Source organism: Paenarthrobacter sp. YIM B13468, assembly GCF_042788025.1.
Classification (GTDB): Bacteria; Actinomycetota; Actinomycetes; order Actinomycetales; family Micrococcaceae; genus Arthrobacter; species Arthrobacter aromaticivorans.
The window spans coordinates 51217-69874 of record NZ_JBHZPI010000001.1 but is presented as its reverse complement, the minus strand read 5'-3'; the positions used below and the strand labels follow the sequence as shown (position 1 = coordinate 69874).

The following is an 18658-nucleotide window of genomic DNA, read 5'->3' as shown; positions in this document are numbered from 1 at the left end:
CCCCCGGACGCCCAGCAGACCGCTTGCCCGAGGGGCTCCTCTAAATCGAAAGGGCCGTTGCCCGCTCCAGGAGGAGAGGACAACGGCCCTTCTAATCATGCGGCGTCAAACATTCACCGGGTACTAGCTGCTCGGTGAAGGCGACGGTGTGGCGCTGGGTGTAGCTGTCGGTTCGGGCGTTATGCCGAGACGGGTTTCAGCGTCGATCGCCCTCTTGAGAGCATCGGAGAGCTTCGCCTGCTGCTGGCCATAACCGGCAAAGTCTCCCTTTGCCAAAGCTCCTTGGCCATCCTGGATTGCCTTGTTGGCGTCGTCGAGAGCAGCCTTGAGGTCAGCCTTGGCATCGGTCGGGCCGGCAGGAGGCGTTGTGGTCCCAGGGGGTGTTGCGGGCGTCTGGCCATTGTTCTCAGAGTCGCCAGCCTTGGCACCGGAGTTACCGCCGAACAACTGGTCCAGGGCCTCATCCAAGGTAGCTGCAAAGCCGATCTTGTCACCGAATGCCACGAGGACCCGCTGCAGGGTGGGGTAAGAGGTCTCGCCTGTTGACTTCAGGTAGACGGGCTGGACGTAGAGTAGACCGCCACCGACGGGCAGGGTCAGCAGGTTGCCGTTCAAAACGTCCGAAGCGCCCTGACGCAGCAAGTTAAGCGCCTGGGAAACGGTGGGATCCGAGTTGAACTTGTTCTGCGCCTGTCCGGGGCCAGGAACCTGGGTGTCCGTTGGAAGTTGCAACAGCCTTAGTTTGCCGTAGCTGTCCGCCTTAACACCCTTGACATTCCCGGCATCGGAGTCGGCGGCCAGGAATCCGTAGAGGATATTCCTTGCATTGCCGTTGACTGTTTGTGGGATGAACGAAGACGTCAGCTGGAACGCAGGCTTCTCCTGGTCTGGCATCTGCAAAGACATGTAGAACGGCGGCTGCTTGACTGCTTCCGAGACCGTTGGGTCGTTCGGAACACTCCAGGCATCGTTGTTCTGATAGAAGTTGTCTGGGTTGGTGACGTGGTAGCGACCCAGAAGTTCACGCTGGACCTTGAAAAGGTCCTCGGGGTAACGGACGTGGCTCATGAGGTCGCCAGACATCTCTGTGTAGGGCTTGATCGTAGTGGGGAACACCTTCTGCCAAGCCTTCAGCAGAGGATCCTGGTCGTCCCAGGCGTACAGCGTGACCGAGCCGTCGTAGGCATCAACCGTGGCCTTGACCGAGTTGCGGATGTAATTCACCGAGCTGTTGGGCAGTGTCACCGTCCGGCCTGCGCTGGTCTGCGAATCAACGGTCGCGTTCTGCAACTGCTGGGGTTGGGAGTACGGGAAGTACTGGCTGGTGGTGTAACCATCAACGATCCACTTCACCCGACCATCCACGACGGCCGGATACGCGTTGCCATCCACGGTCAGGTAGGGAGCGAGCTTCTCAACCCGTTCGCGGGGATTGCGGTCGTAGAGAATCTGGGATTTCTCGTTCACGCCGTCCGAAAGCAACAAATCCGAGGACTGGAATTTGATGGAGTACAGAATGCGGTTGAGCCAGTTGCCTACATTGGGTCCGCCGTTGCCGGTGAAGGTGTATTGCGTCTCTCCCCCGCCTTCGCGTCCCGCTGGGCGGTCCTGTTCGCGATGCTGGGCACCTTCGGGAGCGCCAACGATCGAATATTCAGGAGAGTTCTCGCCGAAGTAGATGCGGGGTTCGTACGTGGTGTCATTGCCGAGAACGCCGTTGGACGGAATGCCTGATTGCAGGAATTCCGGCTTGCCATCAACGGTGAACTTATTGCCCTTCGCGGCGACCACACCATAACCGTGGGTGTAAACGATGTGCCGGTTGACCCAGGTCTGCTGGTTTGCGCTCAGGCCATCAGGGTTCAGCTCGCGAACAGCGATTACTGTGTCCTGCACTTTGCCGTCCACCGTGTAGCGGTCCACATTCAGCGTCTGCGGGAATTGATAGTACGGACGGTACTGCTCAAGCTGGGCGAACGCCGAGGAGATGAGGTTCGGGTCCAGCAGGCGGATGTTGGCCGCCGTCTGCGCGTCCTTTGCCAAAGCTCCGCTTGTAGCCGTTGTTGTGGCGTTATAGGCGGAGACATCAATCTTGTCCAAGCCGTAGGCTGCCCGGGTCATCTTGATATTGCGGTCAATAAAATCCCTTTCCAGGGTGTTCTCCGAAGGGCGCACCTGGAATTGCTGGATTACCCATGGGTAGACGCCACCAGCCAAGATAGCTGTGATGATCAGCATTGCGGTACCGATCACGGGCAGGCGCCAGCGGCCAATAACCGCAGCAATGATAAAGAGGATCGCAACCAAGCCCGCAGCAACCGCCAGGATGGCCTTGGTGGGCACAACGGCATTGACGTCCGTATACAGCGCACCTGCCCACCGTCCGGATGAGCTCTGCACAGTGGAGTACCTGTCCAGCCAGAAATTCACGCCAAGGAGCAACAGGAAGAATGCACCGGTTACGGCAATGTGGATTTGGGCGGCACGGCTGGTGAAAACACCACGCTCCATGAGCCGGATGCTTCCATACAGGTAATGCGTGAGGATGCCGGCAATGCCAGCCACTACGGCGATGCTGATGAGGAATCCGGTGACAAAGCCAAGGAACGGGAGCGACATCAGGTAGAAGCTGATGTCCAGATTGAACAACGGATCCGTTTGGCCGAAGGGCTCCTGGTTGAAGAAGAGGAGGACCTTCTGCCACTGGCTTGCCGCGGCGCTGCCGGCAAAGAGCCCGAACAGGATGGGAAGGCCAACCATGACGACGCGGCGGACAGGCTCAAGCTGGGCCTGGTAGCGGTTGAGGTTGTCACGTGACTCAGCATCCGGAGCATAGACCGGCCGGGCGTGGTACGCGATCCTGATGGCGAAGTAGACGGCAGCGAACATCATGGCGAAACCGACCAGGAACGTGACGATCCGGGCGAGGTTCTCACGGACATAAACTTCGAAGAAGCCGAGCTGCTGGTACCAGAGGACATCTGTCCATACATTGGCGAAGAAAATGAATCCAACGACGGCCACTGCCACGACGATGAGCGTCGGAGTCAGGGCACCTCGTCTCAGCGGCGATCTTCCGGGCGGGTTGGAGCTGGCGGGACGGGACAAACTCTGTACCTCATTGGTGGTCGTCAGTTAAAAGTCGGTGTGCGTGCGTTCGACGATCTCTGCCCCTGGGCGATGGCGGAGTCCGTCATATATGCCACGAGTGGCGGTGGAGCTAAGTTCCACCGCCAGTCTAGTTGTTGGTGCAGGTGGGAAGGCCCGCCGTGTCCTGTCCTGAACCGAGTCGTTCCACTGCCGCGGTGGCATCGGCCAAGGTTTCCACCTTCACCACCTGCAGGCCATCAGGAACGTGCCCTACGACGTCGCCGCAATTCGCGGCCGGAGCCAGGAACATCGTGGCTCCATGCTGGCGCGCTCCAATCATCTTCTGCGCAATGCCGCCGATGGCTCCCACTGCTCCATCGGCGGTGATGGTTCCGGTCCCGGCCACGTGCTTTCCTCCTGTGAGGTCCCCCGGCGTGAGATTGTCCACGATGCCCAGGGCAAACATCATTCCTGCGCTTGGACCCCCCACATTGTCCAAGGAAATTTTCACCTCAAACGGGAAAGTGAAGTCGCTGCCCAGGAGGATGCCCAGGACATAGCGGCCAGCCGGATTCTTGGTGGGCGTTATCGTTTCCGTGACTGCAGAACCGTTCCTGTCCACGACGAGGACCGCCGGGGTGCCGTTTCCGGCTGCCAGTTCAGCCTGGACCATGCTGAGGGAGGAGATCGGCTTTCCATTAATGGAGGTCAACCGGTCGCCCTCCTGAAGTTTCCCCACTGAAGGTGACGGATCCGACAGGCCCGCCACCTTGAGCCTCTGTTCAAAAGGGATGTCCAATTGCCGCAGCGCTGCGGCAACAGCGTTTTCCTGCGAAGTCTCCATGGCAATTTCGCCTTGCTGGACCGTCTCCTCCGCCGTCGTGCCTTTGGGATAGATCAATTCCTCGGGATAAACGGCTTTCGATTTGTCCAACCACGCCCGAAAGACCTCAAAAATAGTTGCAGGAGTCTTCGGCCCGCCCGCCATCACTACCGTCGTCAGGTCCAGGTTCCCCTTGGCCGGGAAGGACTCATGTCCCGAAATGCTGATGACCGGCTTGTCCCCATCCTGCCCCAACGTATTAAACGTCGGTCCGGCAGACTCAACAACGTAGGGAACCGGCAAAGCAGCCGCCCCGATCCCAAGTCCGAGTGCCAGCAGTCCCGAAACCACCATGATCATGTACCGGCCGCTGCCGGGAGGTTCCGGAGATTCCGGGGAGGAATCGGCGTCGGGCGTTTGACGCGGATCGAGCGAGCCCTCCGGGCTGGGCGAAGTAAGCATTGAGGCCTCTCTTTACCGGCATTGCGAAACCGGCATTTTGGCTCCTGCCGCTGGCCGCGGCGACGGGCACATACCAAACATCCACATTACGCGGTCGGACGTTGTGGGGATGCTTTGCCTACAGCGAACGACGCCGCGCACAGGCAGACAGCCTTCCCACCGCGCGGTACGGTGAAAGTGATCACCAGCCAGTTCGACGATCGGCGGCACCATGACTTCCAACCCCAACAACCCGTCAGATGACGATGAGACGCCCAAGGACCCGCTGGCGGAAATGCTGCAGAACCTGATGGGCGGCCAAGGCATGGGCAACATCGATCCCGCCGAACTGGCCAAGGCCGCGGGGCTGCCCAACGATCCCCAGCTCCTGCAGCAAATGTTCGCACAGGTTCAGGCCATGATGAGCTCAACATCCGAGGGCCCGGTGAACTGGCAACTGGCCCATGAGAACGCACGGCGCGTTGCGGCTTCCGGGAGCGATCCCTCGGTGAACGCCCAGCAGGCCCGGGACATCGATGAAGCACTCCGGCTAGCGGAACTATGGCTGGATCCGGTGACAGATCTTTCCGCCACCGGACTTATCGGCCGTGCGTGGTCCCGCGCCGAATGGGTTGAAGCAACGCTTGGAACGTGGAAGCGGCTGACTGAGCCAGTTGCCAACAGCATCGCCAATGCCTTGTCCAATGCCTTGACCCAGCAGATGCCCGAGGAAATGAAGTCCATGATGGGTGGTGCCTCGTCAATGCTCCAGAACATGGGCGGCGCCATATTCGGGATGCAATTGGGCCAGGCGATAGGCGCGCTCTCGGCCGAGGTAGTCAGCTCCACGGACATTGGTGTTCCCTTGGCTGACCTGGAGATGGCTCTGCTGCCGGCCAACGTCGCCAAGTTCGGCGAAGGACTCAGCCTCCCCGAAAATGATGTCCGGCTCTTCCTCGCCGTCCGCGAGGCAGCCCACGCCCGGTTGTTCGTTCAGGTCCCCTGGCTTCGCGGCCACTTGCTGGGCGCCATCGAAGCCTATGCACGAGGGATCCACATCGACATGTCCCGAATCGAGGATCTCGCGCGGGATCTGGATCCGGGCAATCCTGAAGGAATCCAGGAAGCCTTGTCCCAGGGTGTCTTCACTCCGGAGCGGACGCCGGTGCAGACCGCCGCTCTCGAAAAGCTCGAAACAGCACTTGCCCTCGTGGAGGGTTGGGTAGATGAGCTCACTGCTGAAGCCACGGAAAAGGTACTGCCCTCGGCTACCGCCCTGCGCGAAACCGTCCGTCGTCGGCGTGCCACTGGCGGTCCTGCCGAACATGCCTTCTCGTCGCTTGTGGGGCTGGAACTGCGCCCCCGCAGGCTTCGGGAGGCCGCTACCCTGTGGGCAACCCTGAAGGCAGAACGCGGTATTGCAGGCAGGGATGCCATCTGGCACCACCCTGACCTGTTGCCCACCGGTGAAGACCTGGACGATCCCAAGGGCTTCTCCGAACGCCGCAGGCTCGCCGAGGCCAGCGACACCGAAGTTGACGATGCTCTGCAGAAGCTCTTGAGCGGTGGCTACGATGAGCCTGCGGACGCTGTGTCGGAGGACGCTGTGTCGGAGGACGCCGAACCGGAGGACGAAGACTCCCAGGACGACACCGGGCCCGACTCGGGCAGCGCAGACCCGAAGTCACCGTCCACATGATCTCAGCAATGGTCGCCATGGATTTTCATGGCGGCCATTGTCGTCTCTAGCCCGTTGCCTCCGTGCCAGCGCTCGTTCCAGCAGATTGGTTGGCGTCACCGCTAATCCCATCACCGCTAATCCCACGGGATGTCGCGAACGCGACCCCCTCCAGGAATGCTTTGGCGCGCTGTGTCTCCGGGTAGGCCTCAAGCAAGCGCCAAAACTGCGCGTTGTGTCCAGCTACCAACAAATGCGCCAGTTCGTGCAGGAGCACGTAGTCGATCACCCACTGCGGCATCGCCTGAAGCTTGTTCGAAAGCCGGATGGTTCCATCCGCTGGAGTGGCCGAGCCCCACCGTGAGTTCTGGTTCGTCACCCAGCGGACCGACGTCGGAACCGCCCGTCCTCCGAGGTAGGTGCGCGAAAGGTGCGCTGCATGCTGGGCAAGTGCCTCGTCCGTTGCAGGCCTGCGCCGATCTGGTTTACCCGCTCGACGCTCCCCTTGCCTCTGCAGCTTCGCAAGCATGCGCCGCACCCACTCGCGCTCCTGCGATTTGGTAAAACTTGCCGGAATCGCGACAACGGCATTACCGTCTTCCCAAAACGCAGCTACCGTTCGCCGGCGCCGGGCTGAGCGCCTGACGACTACCGGAGCGCCGTCGTCGGTGAGCATAGGAACGTCCGGCTGGCCGGCTGTTGAGCGCGGCATCAGAGGTTGGTGCTCTCGGCGAGGACTGCGAGGACGGCTTCGCCGTAACGCTCGAGTTTGGAGGGCCCTACCCCCGCCAGTCCGGCCAATTCCTCCAGCGACGCCGGCCGGGCTTCGGCTATTGCGGTTAACGTGGCATCAGTGAAGACAACGTAGGCGGGTACGTCGGCAGATTGCGCTTCATCGCGCCGCCACTGCCTCAGGGCGTCGAAGGTCTGTTCCTCATACGTGGGTGGGCATTGGTTGCAGCGACCCACCTTCCTCTCGGCTCCGGAGGCAAGCATGCTTCCACACACCCTGCACGACGCCGGCGCGGCAGCTTTGCGGCGGGTGGAACCTGCCCGGCTCCTGGCGTTCGCAGACGCTACCGAATCCGGCCGGAGTCCGTCGAGGAAGCGCGAGGGCTTGCGGTTGGCGCGGCCACCAGGAGTGCGCGCCGAAGACCACGACAGGTTCAGATGCTCACGCGCACGAGTGATCCCGACGTACAGCAGTCGGCGTTCTTCGTCCACGTCCTCCGGTGTGTCCGCGAAGGAGATAGGCATGAGTCCTTCGCTGAGGCCCACCAGGAAGACGGCATCCCATTCAAGGCCCTTTGCTGCGTGAAGGGAGGCAAGCGTTACACCCTGAACTGTGGGAGCATGTTGGGCCACCGAACGTTCCTGGAGCTCGTTGACGAACTCAGCCAAGGTGAAAGACTCTCCACGGCTGACTGACAACTCATCAGCCAAGGCCACCAAAGCGGCCAGGGATTCCCAACGCTCGCGAAGGGCTCCCCCGCTGTGGGGCGCGGATTCACTGTAGCCAAGGGAGGCAACGATGTCACGGACAATCTGGCCCAAAGGCTCCAGGGGGCCTTCCGCCACAGCCCTGGTTGCCGCACGCAGTTGCAGGATGGCATCCCGGACCTCCTTGCGGGCGAAGAACCTCTCTCCGCCGCGAAGTTGGTAACCGATCCCCGCCGACGCCAACGCTTGCTCGTAAGCTTCGGATTGCCCGTTGGTGCGGAACAATATGGCGATCTCGCTAGCCTTGACACCCGTGTTGAGTAGCTCCTGGATTCTGCCTGCAACAACCGCCGCTTCCGCTTCGTCGTCCGGACATTCCATGAACCGCGGTTCCGGGCCGGCCGGCCTTTGGGCGACAAGCTTGAGCGGAGGCGCCCACGCCGCATCGGCAACCGGTCCACCACTTCGGCGGGACCCAAGGAGATCATTGGCCAGCTTAACGACCTGTGGCGTAGACCTGTAGTCACGGATGAGCTTGACCACGGTGGCGCCTGGGTAGTGTGCCTTGAAATTCAAGAGATGTTTGGGTGAGGCTCCCGTAAAGGAGTAAATCGTCTGGCTGGCATCGCCCACCACGCACAATTCGTCACGACCACCCAACCAGAGGTCCAGGAGCCGCTGCTGAAGCGGGGAAACGTCCTGGTACTCGTCGACGACGAAGTGGCGGTATTGCTCCCTGACCGTCGCGGCCACCTTGGGATCCTCTTGGAGGATCCCGACCGTAATCAGCAGGACGTCTTCGAAGTCAATGACGTTGCGGTCAGTCTTAATATCCTCGTACGCCTGGAACACCCTGGACACAGCCGTGAGGTCGAAGCCTCCCGGAGTCCCGCGTCCTTGTGCATTCTCCAGATAGTTGGCAGGGGTGAGCATAGAGACTTTTGCCCATTCAATCTCTGCAGCCAAGTCCCTGATGGACGCCCGATCAGTGCTGAGGCGAAGCCTGCGTGAGGCCTCAGCGATCATGTTGGCCTTGTGGTCCAGCAGGCTGGGCAGGGTACCGCCGATCGCCTGCGGCCAGAAGAACTGTAATTGCCTCAGGGCCGCAGCATGGAAAGTCCGTGCCTGGACATTGGCCACGCCAAGATCCCGAAGCCTGCTCCGCATTTCGGCCGCCGCCCTGGCTGTGAAGGTCACTGCCAGCAGCCTCTGCGGTGAGTAAACCCCCGAGTGCACTCCATAGGCGATGCGGTGCGTGATGGCGCGGGTCTTGCCTGTGCCTGCACCTGCAAGTACGCACAGGGGGCCAGTGAGAGTGCTGGCTACTTCACGTTGCTCATCATCCAAGCCGCTGAGGACTCGCTCCTCAAGTGAGCCACCGACGTCGAAAATTCCTCCTGTCACGGCTGGAGGTCTTCGATGACGCCGCCGTACCAATGCTCAATCAACGAGCGCGCAATCGACAGGCGCGTGGAGATGGTGATCTCGCCACTCAACACGGCCTCCTGCAACTCTTCCCGGCTGAACCACCGCGCGCGGGTGACCTCGACGCCGTCGGGGCGGGCAACGGCGTCGTTCGTTATCGCCGTAAAGCCCAACATGAGCGAGGCAGGGAAGGGCCACGACTGCGAACCGAGATACTGGCACGCTGTAACGCGGACACCTACTTCCTCGCCGATTTCACGGACAACAGCCTGCTCAAGCGATTCCCCGGGTTCAACAAATCCAGCCAGGGTGGAGTAGTTCCGGGCGTCGGCAGGCCCGCCGCCACCCAGCAGGAGCCGGCCATCAGGGCCAACGACAGTAACGATGATCGCCGGGTCTGTGCGCGGATAGTGCTCAGAGTTGTCCTGGGGACACCGCCGTACCCAGCCCCCGGATTCAATATCAGTTGGCGTGCCGCACTGCGGGCAATGGGTATGTGTCGCGTGCCAGTTGGAGATGGCACTCGCCTCGATGAACAAGGCGGTGTCAGTAGCATCGAGACGTCCGGCAACCTCCCGGAACCCGGCCCACTGCGTATCGGAAGGGATCAGAGCTGTCCCGGGCAAAGGCGGCTCAGCAACTGTAAACAGCAAAACAGGAGTACCCTCGGCCACGGACGAAGGCCGCAAGGTTGTACCCAGGTAGATAGCAGTCAAGGCGCCGGCTTTTGCTTCGCCGAGGGCAGCCCACAGTGGACCAGCGTCCCCGAACCATAGGCCGTCCCTGCTCACCAGCGCCTTGCGTTGGGAAATGACCATGGCCTTGGCCTCACCGGAGACGATCAGGTCCTCAACCATGCCAGGCTTCATGCGCTCATTTGAGCCTCGGTCCACCAACGCCGGGCGCACTGGAAGAACAGTTTCCATCAAGTGGTTGGCCAGCGCCGGAGACTCCGCATAACTCATGTATCTACCGTACTGATTCGCACCGACAAAGAACATTTGGATCGGCCGCATGTGCATATCGTGGCACTGCCGGCCGGTGAACGGACCGATGATCCACTTCTGCCTTGTTTTCGTGCGGATCTGAAGACTCGCCGCACTGCATCATGGCCATAGGCGCCACTCAATCTACCGTGGAAGACGTGAGAAGAACACCGCTCGAACTGGCCGCTGTAGCAACCGCGGCGGTGCCCGGACTGGCACCGACGGCTACAGCCTATTCCCCCGATGACGACGCCGACTTCGATTCGGCGTTGTTGCTCGACGCGGAAGGCAAGCGCTGGCGCGTCCGTTCGCCGCGTCATCCCGAGGCCAGTACCCGTCTCGAAACGGAATTCATGGTCCTGCGCGCCTTCGCGCCCGCCATCCGTGCCGAGCTTCCTTTCCATGTGCCAACCGTCGCCGGCACAGTCCGGCAGGGCGCCCTCACAACGTTCGTATACGCCCATCTGCAGGGTTCCACGTTGTCCATTGACGAGCTATCCGCCGGCAGTCCGGCTTTGGCCCGTGATATTGGCAATGCCCTTGCGGCCATCCACGACCTCCCCCTGGCACTGGTCAACAATGCAGATCTGCCCAGTTACTCGGCCAACGAGTTTCGGCAGCGCAAGCTCAACGAATTGGACCAGGCGGCCACTACCGGCAAGATTCCCGCAATTTTGCTGCGTCGCTGGGAACATGCCCTCGAGGACGTCGCACTATGGCGATTCAACCCCTCGGTGGTTCATGGCGACCTCCACGAAGACAACCTGATGGTCCAGGACGATACTGTGACGGCCTTGACAGGATGGACTGATCTCCGCATCGGTGATCCAGCAGATGATTTCGCCTGGCTGGTGGCGTCCAACGAAGCCTCGTTTGTTGAGGCCGTGCTGAGCCGGTATACCGAGGCGCGCCGGGACACGCCCGACGCCCATCTGCTTCGACGGGCCGCTTTGCTGGCTGAATTCGCGTTGGCCCAGTACCTGGTGAAGGCAATGGCCGTTGGACACGAGGACATGACGACCGAGGCAGTATCGATGCTGCAGTCCCTTGCGGACGACATCGAAGAGCAAGCCCGGCATGACGAGGCCGCCCTGGCCGCCGAACAGGCAGCAGCAGCTGACGCCGAGGCAGAAGGCGCAGCACTACAGGAGGCCTCGAATCACTCGACGAACGCCCGGCAGCCTGCCGTTACCGTCGTGGCGATTCCCGACGCCGGGACGCCAGTCTCAGTGACGCCCGTACCGCCCACATCGTCGAAGGAAGTCCCCCACGCCGGAGTGCCTGACGCCGAAGCGCCTGACAAGGAAGCGGCTGACAAGGAAGCGCCTGGCAAGGAAGCAGCATCAGACGCGGATGCTGGAAGCGCGTCTGAGAAGCTGGCGGAAGAATCCACCTCCCGGCCTCAGGATGACGCGTCGACTGCAGCTTTGAATGTTGTCACTGTGACACCGCTGCATGCCGGCGGGCGTTCCTAGACCAGCGCTTCTCCAGGACTCCTTCTACTTTGAGGCCTCACTTGCGGGATCGCTCTTGAGGGCCTTGGCGATGATCTGCTCGAGTTCCTCGGCGCTGCCCAAGTCATGCGGGCGCACCACAGCATCCTCCGCAACGTAATAGAACGCCGCGCTGACTTCCTCCAGGGAAACGCCCTTCAACCGCGCCCAGGCAAGACGGTACACAGCCAACTGCACGGCCCTCGCTGCAAGCTGTTTGCCTGCAGGCCGGCGACCTGTTTTCCAGTCGATGAGTTGCCATCGCCCGTCCGCGTCGCGGAAAACGGCGTCGATACGTCCGCGGACCACCACGTCACCGATCTTCGTTTCCACGGGCACTTCCACAAACGCTGGAGCCCGATGCGCCCACTCGGACTGCTTGAACGCTTCAACCATGTGATCCAAGCCGTACGCTTCGTCGATATGGGCATCCGAGCCAGGTGCTTCGTCGATGTCCAACATGCCGGTTGTTCCGAAGTACTCCTCCACCCAGGCGTGGAAAGCTGTTCCCTTTCGGGCCGAAATGCCTGGTTCCCGGGGTACGGGTCGGCGCAATTGGGCCAGCACCGCTGCAGGATCGGCGCCAAGGTCAACGAACAGAGACGCCGAGATATGGCTGGGCAAGTGCACGTCCTGATGAAGCTTTCCCTGGAGCCGGCGATCCAGGAGAAGCTGGGCTTCGTGTGACCACCGCCCCGGGTTGCCTGTCAAAGCTTCCGGTGATGCTTGAGAAGCGCATTCCTCCATGAATTCAAGCACCCGGGCTGCCGCCCGCTCCATGGCGGCACGGCGGCCGGGAACGAGCCTAATGCGGGCTCCGGTGCGGGGATCGGACGGGCCTTCGAGTGGATCATACGGAAATTGAGCCACTTCCAACGTGGCGGTGAGCGGACTGCTATCGGGCAGTGATTCTTCGGCTACTGACTCAGGGTGGACCACAACAACGCTCCGCCCAGTCCCGACAGCGCGGGCGTCCCCGGACGAGGAAGACACTCCCGCGAGTGGCGCCAGTTCGGAAAGGAACGACGACATCCCTGCCATACCGGATCTGGACCCGTTCCACGCTGAGCTGGACACCATCAAAACAAACTTGGCCCGAGTGTAGGCGACGTACGCAAGCCGGCGTTCCTCGGCTTCGCCATGATGTTGAACATCCGATTTGAAGTCCCTCTCTGCGTCCAACCACCCTTTTTGGTCGTTGTGGTCCAGATCCCACTGCGGCAGATCAGCCCGGTCACCCCGCAACGGCCATGGCAAGGCGGCTGCGCCGCTGCTCCATCGGGAGTCCCTGTTGCTGGGGAAGGAACCTGCGTTGAGCCCCGGGACAAAGACGACGTCCCATTCCAGCCCCTTGGAGGCGTGGACTGTCAGGAGTTGGACTGCTTCCCGATTGGTTTCAAGAGGTGCAATGTCCAGGCCACCTTCCTCGGAGGCTGCGGCTTCCAGCCAGGAGAGGAATGCCAGGAGATCTATCCGCTGGGAAGTCTGCAGGAATCCGGCTGCTGCGTCCTGGAAGGCATCCAGGTTTCGGCGTGCTTGGTGGATGCTGACGCCAGGCTTTGCGGCTACCTCGATATCCAGCAACATGGCACGTTCAACCTCGCCGAGCAAGGTTGTCAGGTCATCCCCGATGTAGGTGCGAAGGGAGCGCAATTCCTCCGACAACCTCGTCAATCGTTCCAGGGCTGAAGGGCTCAGCGTCCTCCCGTGTCCGGATGTCCATCCCGGCCGCGGCAGGAAGTCCAGGGCTTCCACAAGGCTTGCGGCGTCAGTGATGTCGCTTTCCACCGTCACAGCCGCCGGGTCCTCGTCGGCGACCTCAAGAGTGTTCCCTGGTCCTGACCTCCGCCTGGCCAAAAAACGGGACCAATCGTTGAAGGCCATGAGGTCCGCTGGTCCAATGCGCCATCGGGCTCCGGCAAGAAGCCGCATCAATGCATCGGAACGGCCAGGATCAGCCAGGACCCGCAGCGTTGCCACCAAGTCCACTATCTCCGGAGTGTCCAACAGACCGCCGAGGCCGACGATCTCGTAGGCAATTCCCTGAAGTTCGAATTCCCTCCGAATGCATTCCATCTGCGCACGTCTCCGACACAGAACCGCCATGGTTGGCTTAACAGGAATACCGTCTTTCTCTTCCTCGAAGACGGTCCTCTGGTAGCGCCGGACGTCGCGGGCAATAGCGCCAGCCTCGTCTTCGTCTGTGCTGAACCGACCGATAACAACGCTGCCTTCGGCCGCGAACGGACTTGGCACCAGCGGCGGAACCGCAACGCCACTTGCGGTGTCCCTCTCCCCTGCGGGGCCGTCGGCAGCTGCCGCTTTGTTCAAGGGTGCGGCAATAGCGTTGGCCGCTTGGAGGATGTTCCTACCGTTGCGCCAAGCCGTGGTCAGGTAAGACGTTGGCGCCACAGAATAGGCTTCTCCGCCAGATGCTTGATCGTTGTGCCTCACGGGAAACTCCTGCACAAAGTGGAAGAGCTGTCCCGCCGAGGCGCCGCGGAATCCGTAAATCGATTGGTTCGGGTCCCCCACCGCGGTGACGGCATGACCTTGCCCGAAAAGGCGCGAAAACAAGACAAGCTGAGCATGCGAAGTGTCTTGGAACTCGTCCAGCAGCACTACCTTGTAGCGTGCCCGCTCAGTGGCCGCAGCCAACGGTATTTCCCGCGAAATGCGGGCCGCGAGTGCCACGAGGTCACCGAAATCCAGCACTCCCCTTTGACGTTTGGCATCCTGGTACCGGAGAACCATATCTGCGACGCTGGCTCGGGTGCGCAGCATGGAAGCGAGTTCCCCTGCCGCCTGCGTGGTGTTCTTCTTTGCACCGGCCATGTAAGGGAGTTGCTCGAAGGACTGAACGCGTTCCAGCACCCAGTCGCGGACAGTGGCGGGGTCCTGCAGGTGTTCCGCGCACTCGCCGGCCAGCTGGATGACGGCATTGACGAGCGTCGACTTTGCGGCGGTGAAATGCTCATATTCGCCGTCGTAGGCCTCAACGACCTCGCTTGCCAACTGCCACGATTGGGCCCCACCCAGCAGGACGACGTCCCGCTCGATGCCCAACCTCAATCCATAGTCCGAAACAATTCCGCTCGCGTAGGAATGGTACGTGGACACCTTGGGTTCGAGGTCGTCGGCACCCAGAAGCCCCTCGGGGAAGCCAACGCTGCCGTCGTCCTCGGTCGCTATGCGCTGGAGAGTGGCCAGTTTCGCCCGGATTCTGCTGGCCAGCTCGCCAGCAGCTTTACGGGTAAATGTCACACCCAGGACCTCCTCCGGCCGGACCCAGCCATTGGCCACGAGCCACACAACGCGGTCTGCCATGGTGGCGGTTTTTCCCGAGCCCGCGCCGGCAATCACAAGCCGTGGCGTAAGTGAGGAAGCAATAATGCTGGCCTGCTCTGCGGTGGGGTGGTTCTTTTCGCCAAGAATGTCTGCCAACTCCGACGGGGAGAACCTGGGAACAGGCAGCCCGGACTCCACATGCAGGATTCCGGCATCCCTTGTCCCGGATCCTTCAAGAAGTTCGGTAGTCATTCAGTGACCTGCTTTCCTCTGGCGCACAGTGGGCAAACATCGGGCAGACGGCAACCATGTCCGCCGTGTCCCGCTTTGCTCGGATCATGCCGGGCCTCGAACGTTGCGCCGGCCATGAGTTCCGCGGCCTCATTGACCAAAGCCTCTGCCCAGTTGTCGTCGGGCTCGAGCGGATCCTGCTGTTGAACCCCGGGGCTCTTGGCCTTGGTTCCCAGCTGCGCGAGAACGGCGCCACCTGGAACAGGTTTGCCAAACTCCCCAAGCGTGCCCGCTTCCTCAAATGCACCTTTGAGCACCGCTGCCTGGTACGCACCCAGCTGAGGGTGCCTGGCTACTTCGGCCTTGCCCGGCTGGCGTTTCCCGGTCTTGAGATCGACGATCACCAAACGGCCTTCGGCGTCGATTTCCAAGCGGTCAACCTGTCCGCGAAGCACAGCGTGCCGGGTGGCGGCGGAATCATCCGCATCCTCGTCCCGACGTACAGAACGTAGGTGGACGTCAGGAAGTTGGACTTCGAAGTCGTGCTCCACGGCGAGCAGGCTCCTGCCTTCGCTGCGCATGATGAGTACGTACTGGGCCAATTTGCGCACCATCAGTTCCGCACGCTGGTAATCGAGCTTTCCTTCCCAATTGTCTTTCATGCCAAGGGTGGGCCAGCGCCGAACAAGTTCCGCAACGTACTGCGCGCCTGTTGCGTCCGGCAGTTCCTGTGCAATGCTGTGGACCAGCGTGCCAAGGCTCCGTGCGAAGTCAGTAGCAGCTTCTCCCCCGGCCGCTTGCACAAACCAATCCAGTGGGGACTTATGAACAGACTCCACCTTGGATGGCGATACCGACACAGTGCCTCCTGGAGGCACAACCGCTTCCCCGGAGCTCAAGGGCGCCAAGCCCCACCATGTATCCGGATGTGCTCCGGCCACGGGTGGATCAACAGAGGCAAGACGGGCCAGCACACGTGCTGCTTCGCGTGCGGTGGGCGATTCGTTCTTGGCATCCTGATCGTCAGCCTGAACATGCTGTCTCAACTCAGCAACCAGCGCGCGAAGCGTCATCGGGCGATCCACTGGGGTGTAATCGCGCCGGTATTCGCCAGAAGCCAACGGTGCGACGTAATCCAGGAAGGCCGATGGTTGTTCGTCCTCGGAGGAGACAGACGTGCAGATGAGCACCTCCTTGGCGCGTGAGACCGCAGTAGAGAAGCTCCTGAGTTCGTCGTAGCGAATGTCCCTCAGCCTGCTGAGGGGGCCCCGGCCCAGCGCGTAGTCAACTCCATGCTCCACGGCGTCCGCAAACAGGGTACTGCCCAGGAGTTCCCCGCGTAGACGGGTGTTCGGCCAGACACCTTCCTGTAGGCCGGCCACGATCACCACAGGCCATTCGCGGCCCGCGGCGCTGGCCGGCGTCATGATTTCCACGCATTCCTCAAGCTGGGCCCTTGCCGCCAGGGTGTCCATCGGAAGTTCCTGGTTCAACAAGTAATCGAGGAACTGTTCCGGGCCGGAGCCGGGCAGTTGATCCACAAATCGCTCCGCTGTGTGGAACAGCGCCATCATGGCGTCAAGGTCGCGGTCGGCGCGGGCCCCCGCACTCCCACCTTCCATCGCAGCGTCAGTCCAGCGCGAAGCCAACCCCGTGGCGTGCCATAGCGCCCAGAGGACGGATTCCGCGTTGGCCCCAGGCTCGGCTGCGGCCGCGGTGCCGGCAGCAATCATCCGTGCGAGTCGTCGGGCAGGGTTCCCTTCAATCCCCAACGAAGCCAGCGCTCCCGGTTCAAGCAACGCTTCCACCAGCAAAGCGTCACTGGAACGTCCGCCGCCGCCAAGTAGCTCCTCGCGCCGGAGAGATTGACGGAGGCTGCGGAGCTCAATGGCGGAGGCTCCACCAATGCGCGAAGTCAGGAGGGAAACAGCGGTTTCAGGAGTGAGCTTGGCCGGATCAAGGATGACAGCGAAGACTTCAAGGAGGGGTCGGACGGCCACCTCATCCCGGACTGCAGAATCCGCCACAGGAACGCGCACTGGAATTCCCTGTCCACTGAGGTAGCGCTGGAGTTGCGAGATCAGTCCACCATTGCGGACGATGACCGCAATATCACCGAAGTCCCGGCCGTCGCGCAGCTGCACTTCCAGAATCCGCTGTGCAACATACCGGAGCTCATGGACGGGAGAAGGCAGCACATGCCCTTCCACCCGCCCTCCGTTGCTGATTTCCTGAACGCCTTCGAGGGACTCCGGCTGTTCGAGGCGCCTGGCCCGTTGGCCTCCGGATCGTTGGGAGATACGTGCGGCAACCCTTGTCCAGGCCTGCGCCACCTCTGGGCAATGACGGTGCGTGGTCCACAATGGCCGCTCAAGTACCCCGTGGCTTCCTTCGAGAAGCAGGGGCAGCTCCGCGACAAGGTCCGGCCGCGCTCCGCGGAAGCCCTGCACCACGGTGTCAGGCGAATAGGTAACTACGGCATCCTTGCCCTCGGCAATATCCGCGAGGAGTTCAAACACGGCAGGATTGGATTCCTGGGCATCGTCCACGAGAATCAGCTGCAGGCGGTCGCGCTCAGCGGCGAGGAAAGCGGGCGAGTCCTGAAAAATCTGGCGTGCCGTGGTGATGATCCCCGCTGGATCGAAGGCCTCGGGCATTCGGAGGTCCAAAACATCCCGATACTCACTGTAGAGCTCGGCGGCTGCCATCCAATCCGGACGCCCGCATTCATAGGCGAGCCCCACGAGGTCCTCTGCAGTGCGGCCGGACTCAATAATGCGGTCAAATAATTGGCGGATCTCGTGGCGGAAGCCACGGGTAGGCAGTGCTGCGGAGAGGTCCTCGGGCCAGGGCAACTGATGCCCAGGGCGGGAATGGCCCTCCAGTAACTCCTTGATGATCAGATCCTGTTCCGGTCCGGACAGGAGCTTGGGCTGCCGGGGCAACGGCAGGACGCCCTCCGCTTTGGCCCGCCGGATGACGTCGAAGGCGTACGACGCCCAGGTGCGTGCCGGCGTCGTACTGAGGCTTCTGTCCAGGCGGCCGGTGAAGGTGTCCCGCAAGGCGGCCGCGGCGTGCCGCCCAGGAGCGAGTATAAGTATCCGTTCGGGATCCACGCCGTCTTCATTAACGCGGCGGACCGCGGATTCGACCAGCACGGTGGACTTTCCCGTGCCCGGGCCCCCAGGAACCAGAACAGGTCCGCCTCCTTGCCTGACTGACACAACCGCATCCTGGTCCGGAGACAGGTCAGGCGCCGCGTAGTGAATCTCGCGCGGCGGAAGCAGACGGAGTGCTGCCGGGGCTTGGCGGGTTTTGGTAGCTGTTGCGGTCACACAGTCATTTCATCATCGGGCACCGACAAAATATGGAGCTGACGCTCCAACTGGTCCGAGATCACATCAATTCGATCGAACTCAGCATCAGTTGGCGCCCATCGTGCAGCTCCGAGATCCACGCGCCAGCGGCCCTCACCCGTCCGCAGGAATTCCTCAAAGGCGCCGTGCAGGGGCGTGGACTCCTGCACATAATGGCGCAGGGCCTCTGCCTCATGGCCGGGCGGTGCATCCCCGCTTGCCCGCAGGACACGCCACCAAGCTACGGAACTGCCGTAGTGGCTCATCACCGACCCCACCTGCCGGGGTCCGCCGGCTCCAAGGAGTTCAGCGACGTCGCCATATGACACGGCCGCGCCGGGCGGAACAAGGTCCACGACAGCCAGCACCGCCGTCACATACTCCATCCGCATGTGCTCCAGCGTAGC

The 18658-nt window shown here is 61.8% G+C and carries 10 protein-coding genes; 2 read left to right on the top strand and 8 right to left on the bottom strand.

Features of this window, described 5'->3' with window-relative positions:
• Positions 1–123: 123 nt before the first annotated feature.
• Positions 124–3108 (bottom strand): UPF0182 family protein, encoded by a 2985-nt coding sequence (locus ACFX4T_RS00320; RefSeq protein ID WP_377650444.1) that lies wholly within the window; start codon positions 3106–3108, stop codon positions 124–126.
• 130 nt (positions 3109–3238) lie between these two features.
• Positions 3239–4375: a PDZ domain-containing protein gene (locus ACFX4T_RS00315; RefSeq protein ID WP_216924069.1), complete on the bottom strand. Its 1137-nt coding sequence runs from the start codon at positions 4373–4375 to the stop codon at positions 3239–3241.
• A 211-nt stretch (positions 4376–4586) separates the two neighbouring features.
• Between ACFX4T_RS00315 and ACFX4T_RS00310 the strand changes: the two genes are divergently transcribed.
• On the top strand, positions 4587–6053 hold the full coding sequence (locus ACFX4T_RS00310) for a zinc-dependent metalloprotease (protein ID WP_377650443.1): 1467 nt from the start codon (positions 4587–4589) through the stop codon (positions 6051–6053).
• Positions 6054–6099: 46 nt separating this feature from the next.
• On the opposite strand, the gene ACFX4T_RS00305 is transcribed toward ACFX4T_RS00310, so the two are convergent.
• From ACFX4T_RS00305 to nudC, 3 genes are read right to left on the bottom strand one after another with little or no spacing between them, the layout of a single operon-like run.
• On the bottom strand, positions 6100–6744 hold the full coding sequence (locus ACFX4T_RS00305; protein ID WP_216924071.1) for a M48 family metallopeptidase: 645 nt from the start codon (positions 6742–6744) through the stop codon (positions 6100–6102).
• A complete protein-coding gene (locus ACFX4T_RS00300) occupies positions 6744–8876 on the bottom strand; it encodes an ATP-dependent DNA helicase UvrD2 (RefSeq protein ID WP_377650442.1) in 2133 nt (710 codons plus the stop codon). The genes ACFX4T_RS00305 and ACFX4T_RS00300 overlap by 1 nt, the downstream gene beginning before the upstream one ends.
• Positions 8873–9862 carry an NAD(+) diphosphatase gene (gene nudC / locus ACFX4T_RS00295; protein ID WP_377650441.1) on the bottom strand — a complete coding sequence of 330 codons (990 nt, stop codon included), beginning with the start codon at positions 9860–9862 and terminating at the stop codon, positions 8873–8875. The genes ACFX4T_RS00300 and nudC overlap by 4 nt, the downstream gene beginning before the upstream one ends.
• 179 nt (positions 9863–10041) lie before the next feature.
• Between nudC and ACFX4T_RS00290 the strand changes: the two genes are divergently transcribed.
• Positions 10042–11358 (top strand): macrolide 2'-phosphotransferase, encoded by a 1317-nt coding sequence (locus ACFX4T_RS00290; protein WP_223946442.1) that lies wholly within the window; start codon positions 10042–10044, stop codon positions 11356–11358.
• Between the two features lie 24 nt (positions 11359–11382).
• Here the strand turns inward: ACFX4T_RS00290 and ACFX4T_RS00285 are convergent, their stop codons facing one another.
• The 3 genes from ACFX4T_RS00285 to ACFX4T_RS00275 are packed head-to-tail and all read right to left on the bottom strand — an operon-like array spanning position 11383 to position 18643.
• Positions 11383–14916, bottom strand: coding sequence for an ATP-dependent helicase (locus ACFX4T_RS00285; protein WP_377650440.1), 3534 nt, complete (start codon positions 14914–14916; stop codon positions 11383–11385).
• A complete protein-coding gene (locus tag ACFX4T_RS00280) occupies positions 14913–18230 on the bottom strand; it encodes an ATP-dependent helicase (protein WP_377650439.1) in 3318 nt (1105 codons plus the stop codon). The genes ACFX4T_RS00285 and ACFX4T_RS00280 overlap by 4 nt, the downstream gene beginning before the upstream one ends.
• The gene (locus ACFX4T_RS00275; RefSeq protein ID WP_223946445.1) at positions 18227–18643 is read right to left on the bottom strand and encodes an MGMT family protein; all 417 of its coding nucleotides are present in this window, start codon (positions 18641–18643) and stop codon (positions 18227–18229) included. Before ACFX4T_RS00275 ends, ACFX4T_RS00280 begins: the two co-directional genes overlap by 4 nt.
• Between the last annotated feature and the right edge of the window lie 15 nt (positions 18644–18658).

What these genes read in the sequence shown, in the direction of transcription:
- ACFX4T_RS00315 (WP_216924069.1), bottom strand. Translation starts at nt 4,375, where the DNA reads ATGCTTACTTCGCCCAGCCCGGAGGGCTCGCTCGATCCGCGTCAAACG.
- ACFX4T_RS00285 (WP_377650440.1), bottom strand. Translation starts at nt 14,916, where the DNA reads ATGACTACCGAACTTCTTGAAGGATCCGGGACAAGGGATGCCGGAATC.
- ACFX4T_RS00275 (WP_223946445.1), bottom strand. Translation starts at nt 18,643, where the DNA reads ATGCGGATGGAGTATGTGACGGCGGTGCTGGCTGTCGTGGACCTTGTT.
- ACFX4T_RS00310 (WP_377650443.1), top strand. Translation starts at nt 4,587, where the DNA reads ATGACTTCCAACCCCAACAACCCGTCAGATGACGATGAGACGCCCAAG.
- nudC (WP_377650441.1), bottom strand. Translation starts at nt 9,862, where the DNA reads ATGAGTTATGCGGAGTCTCCGGCGCTGGCCAACCACTTGATGGAAACT.
- ACFX4T_RS00305 (WP_216924071.1), bottom strand. Translation starts at nt 6,744, where the DNA reads ATGCCGCGCTCAACAGCCGGCCAGCCGGACGTTCCTATGCTCACCGAC.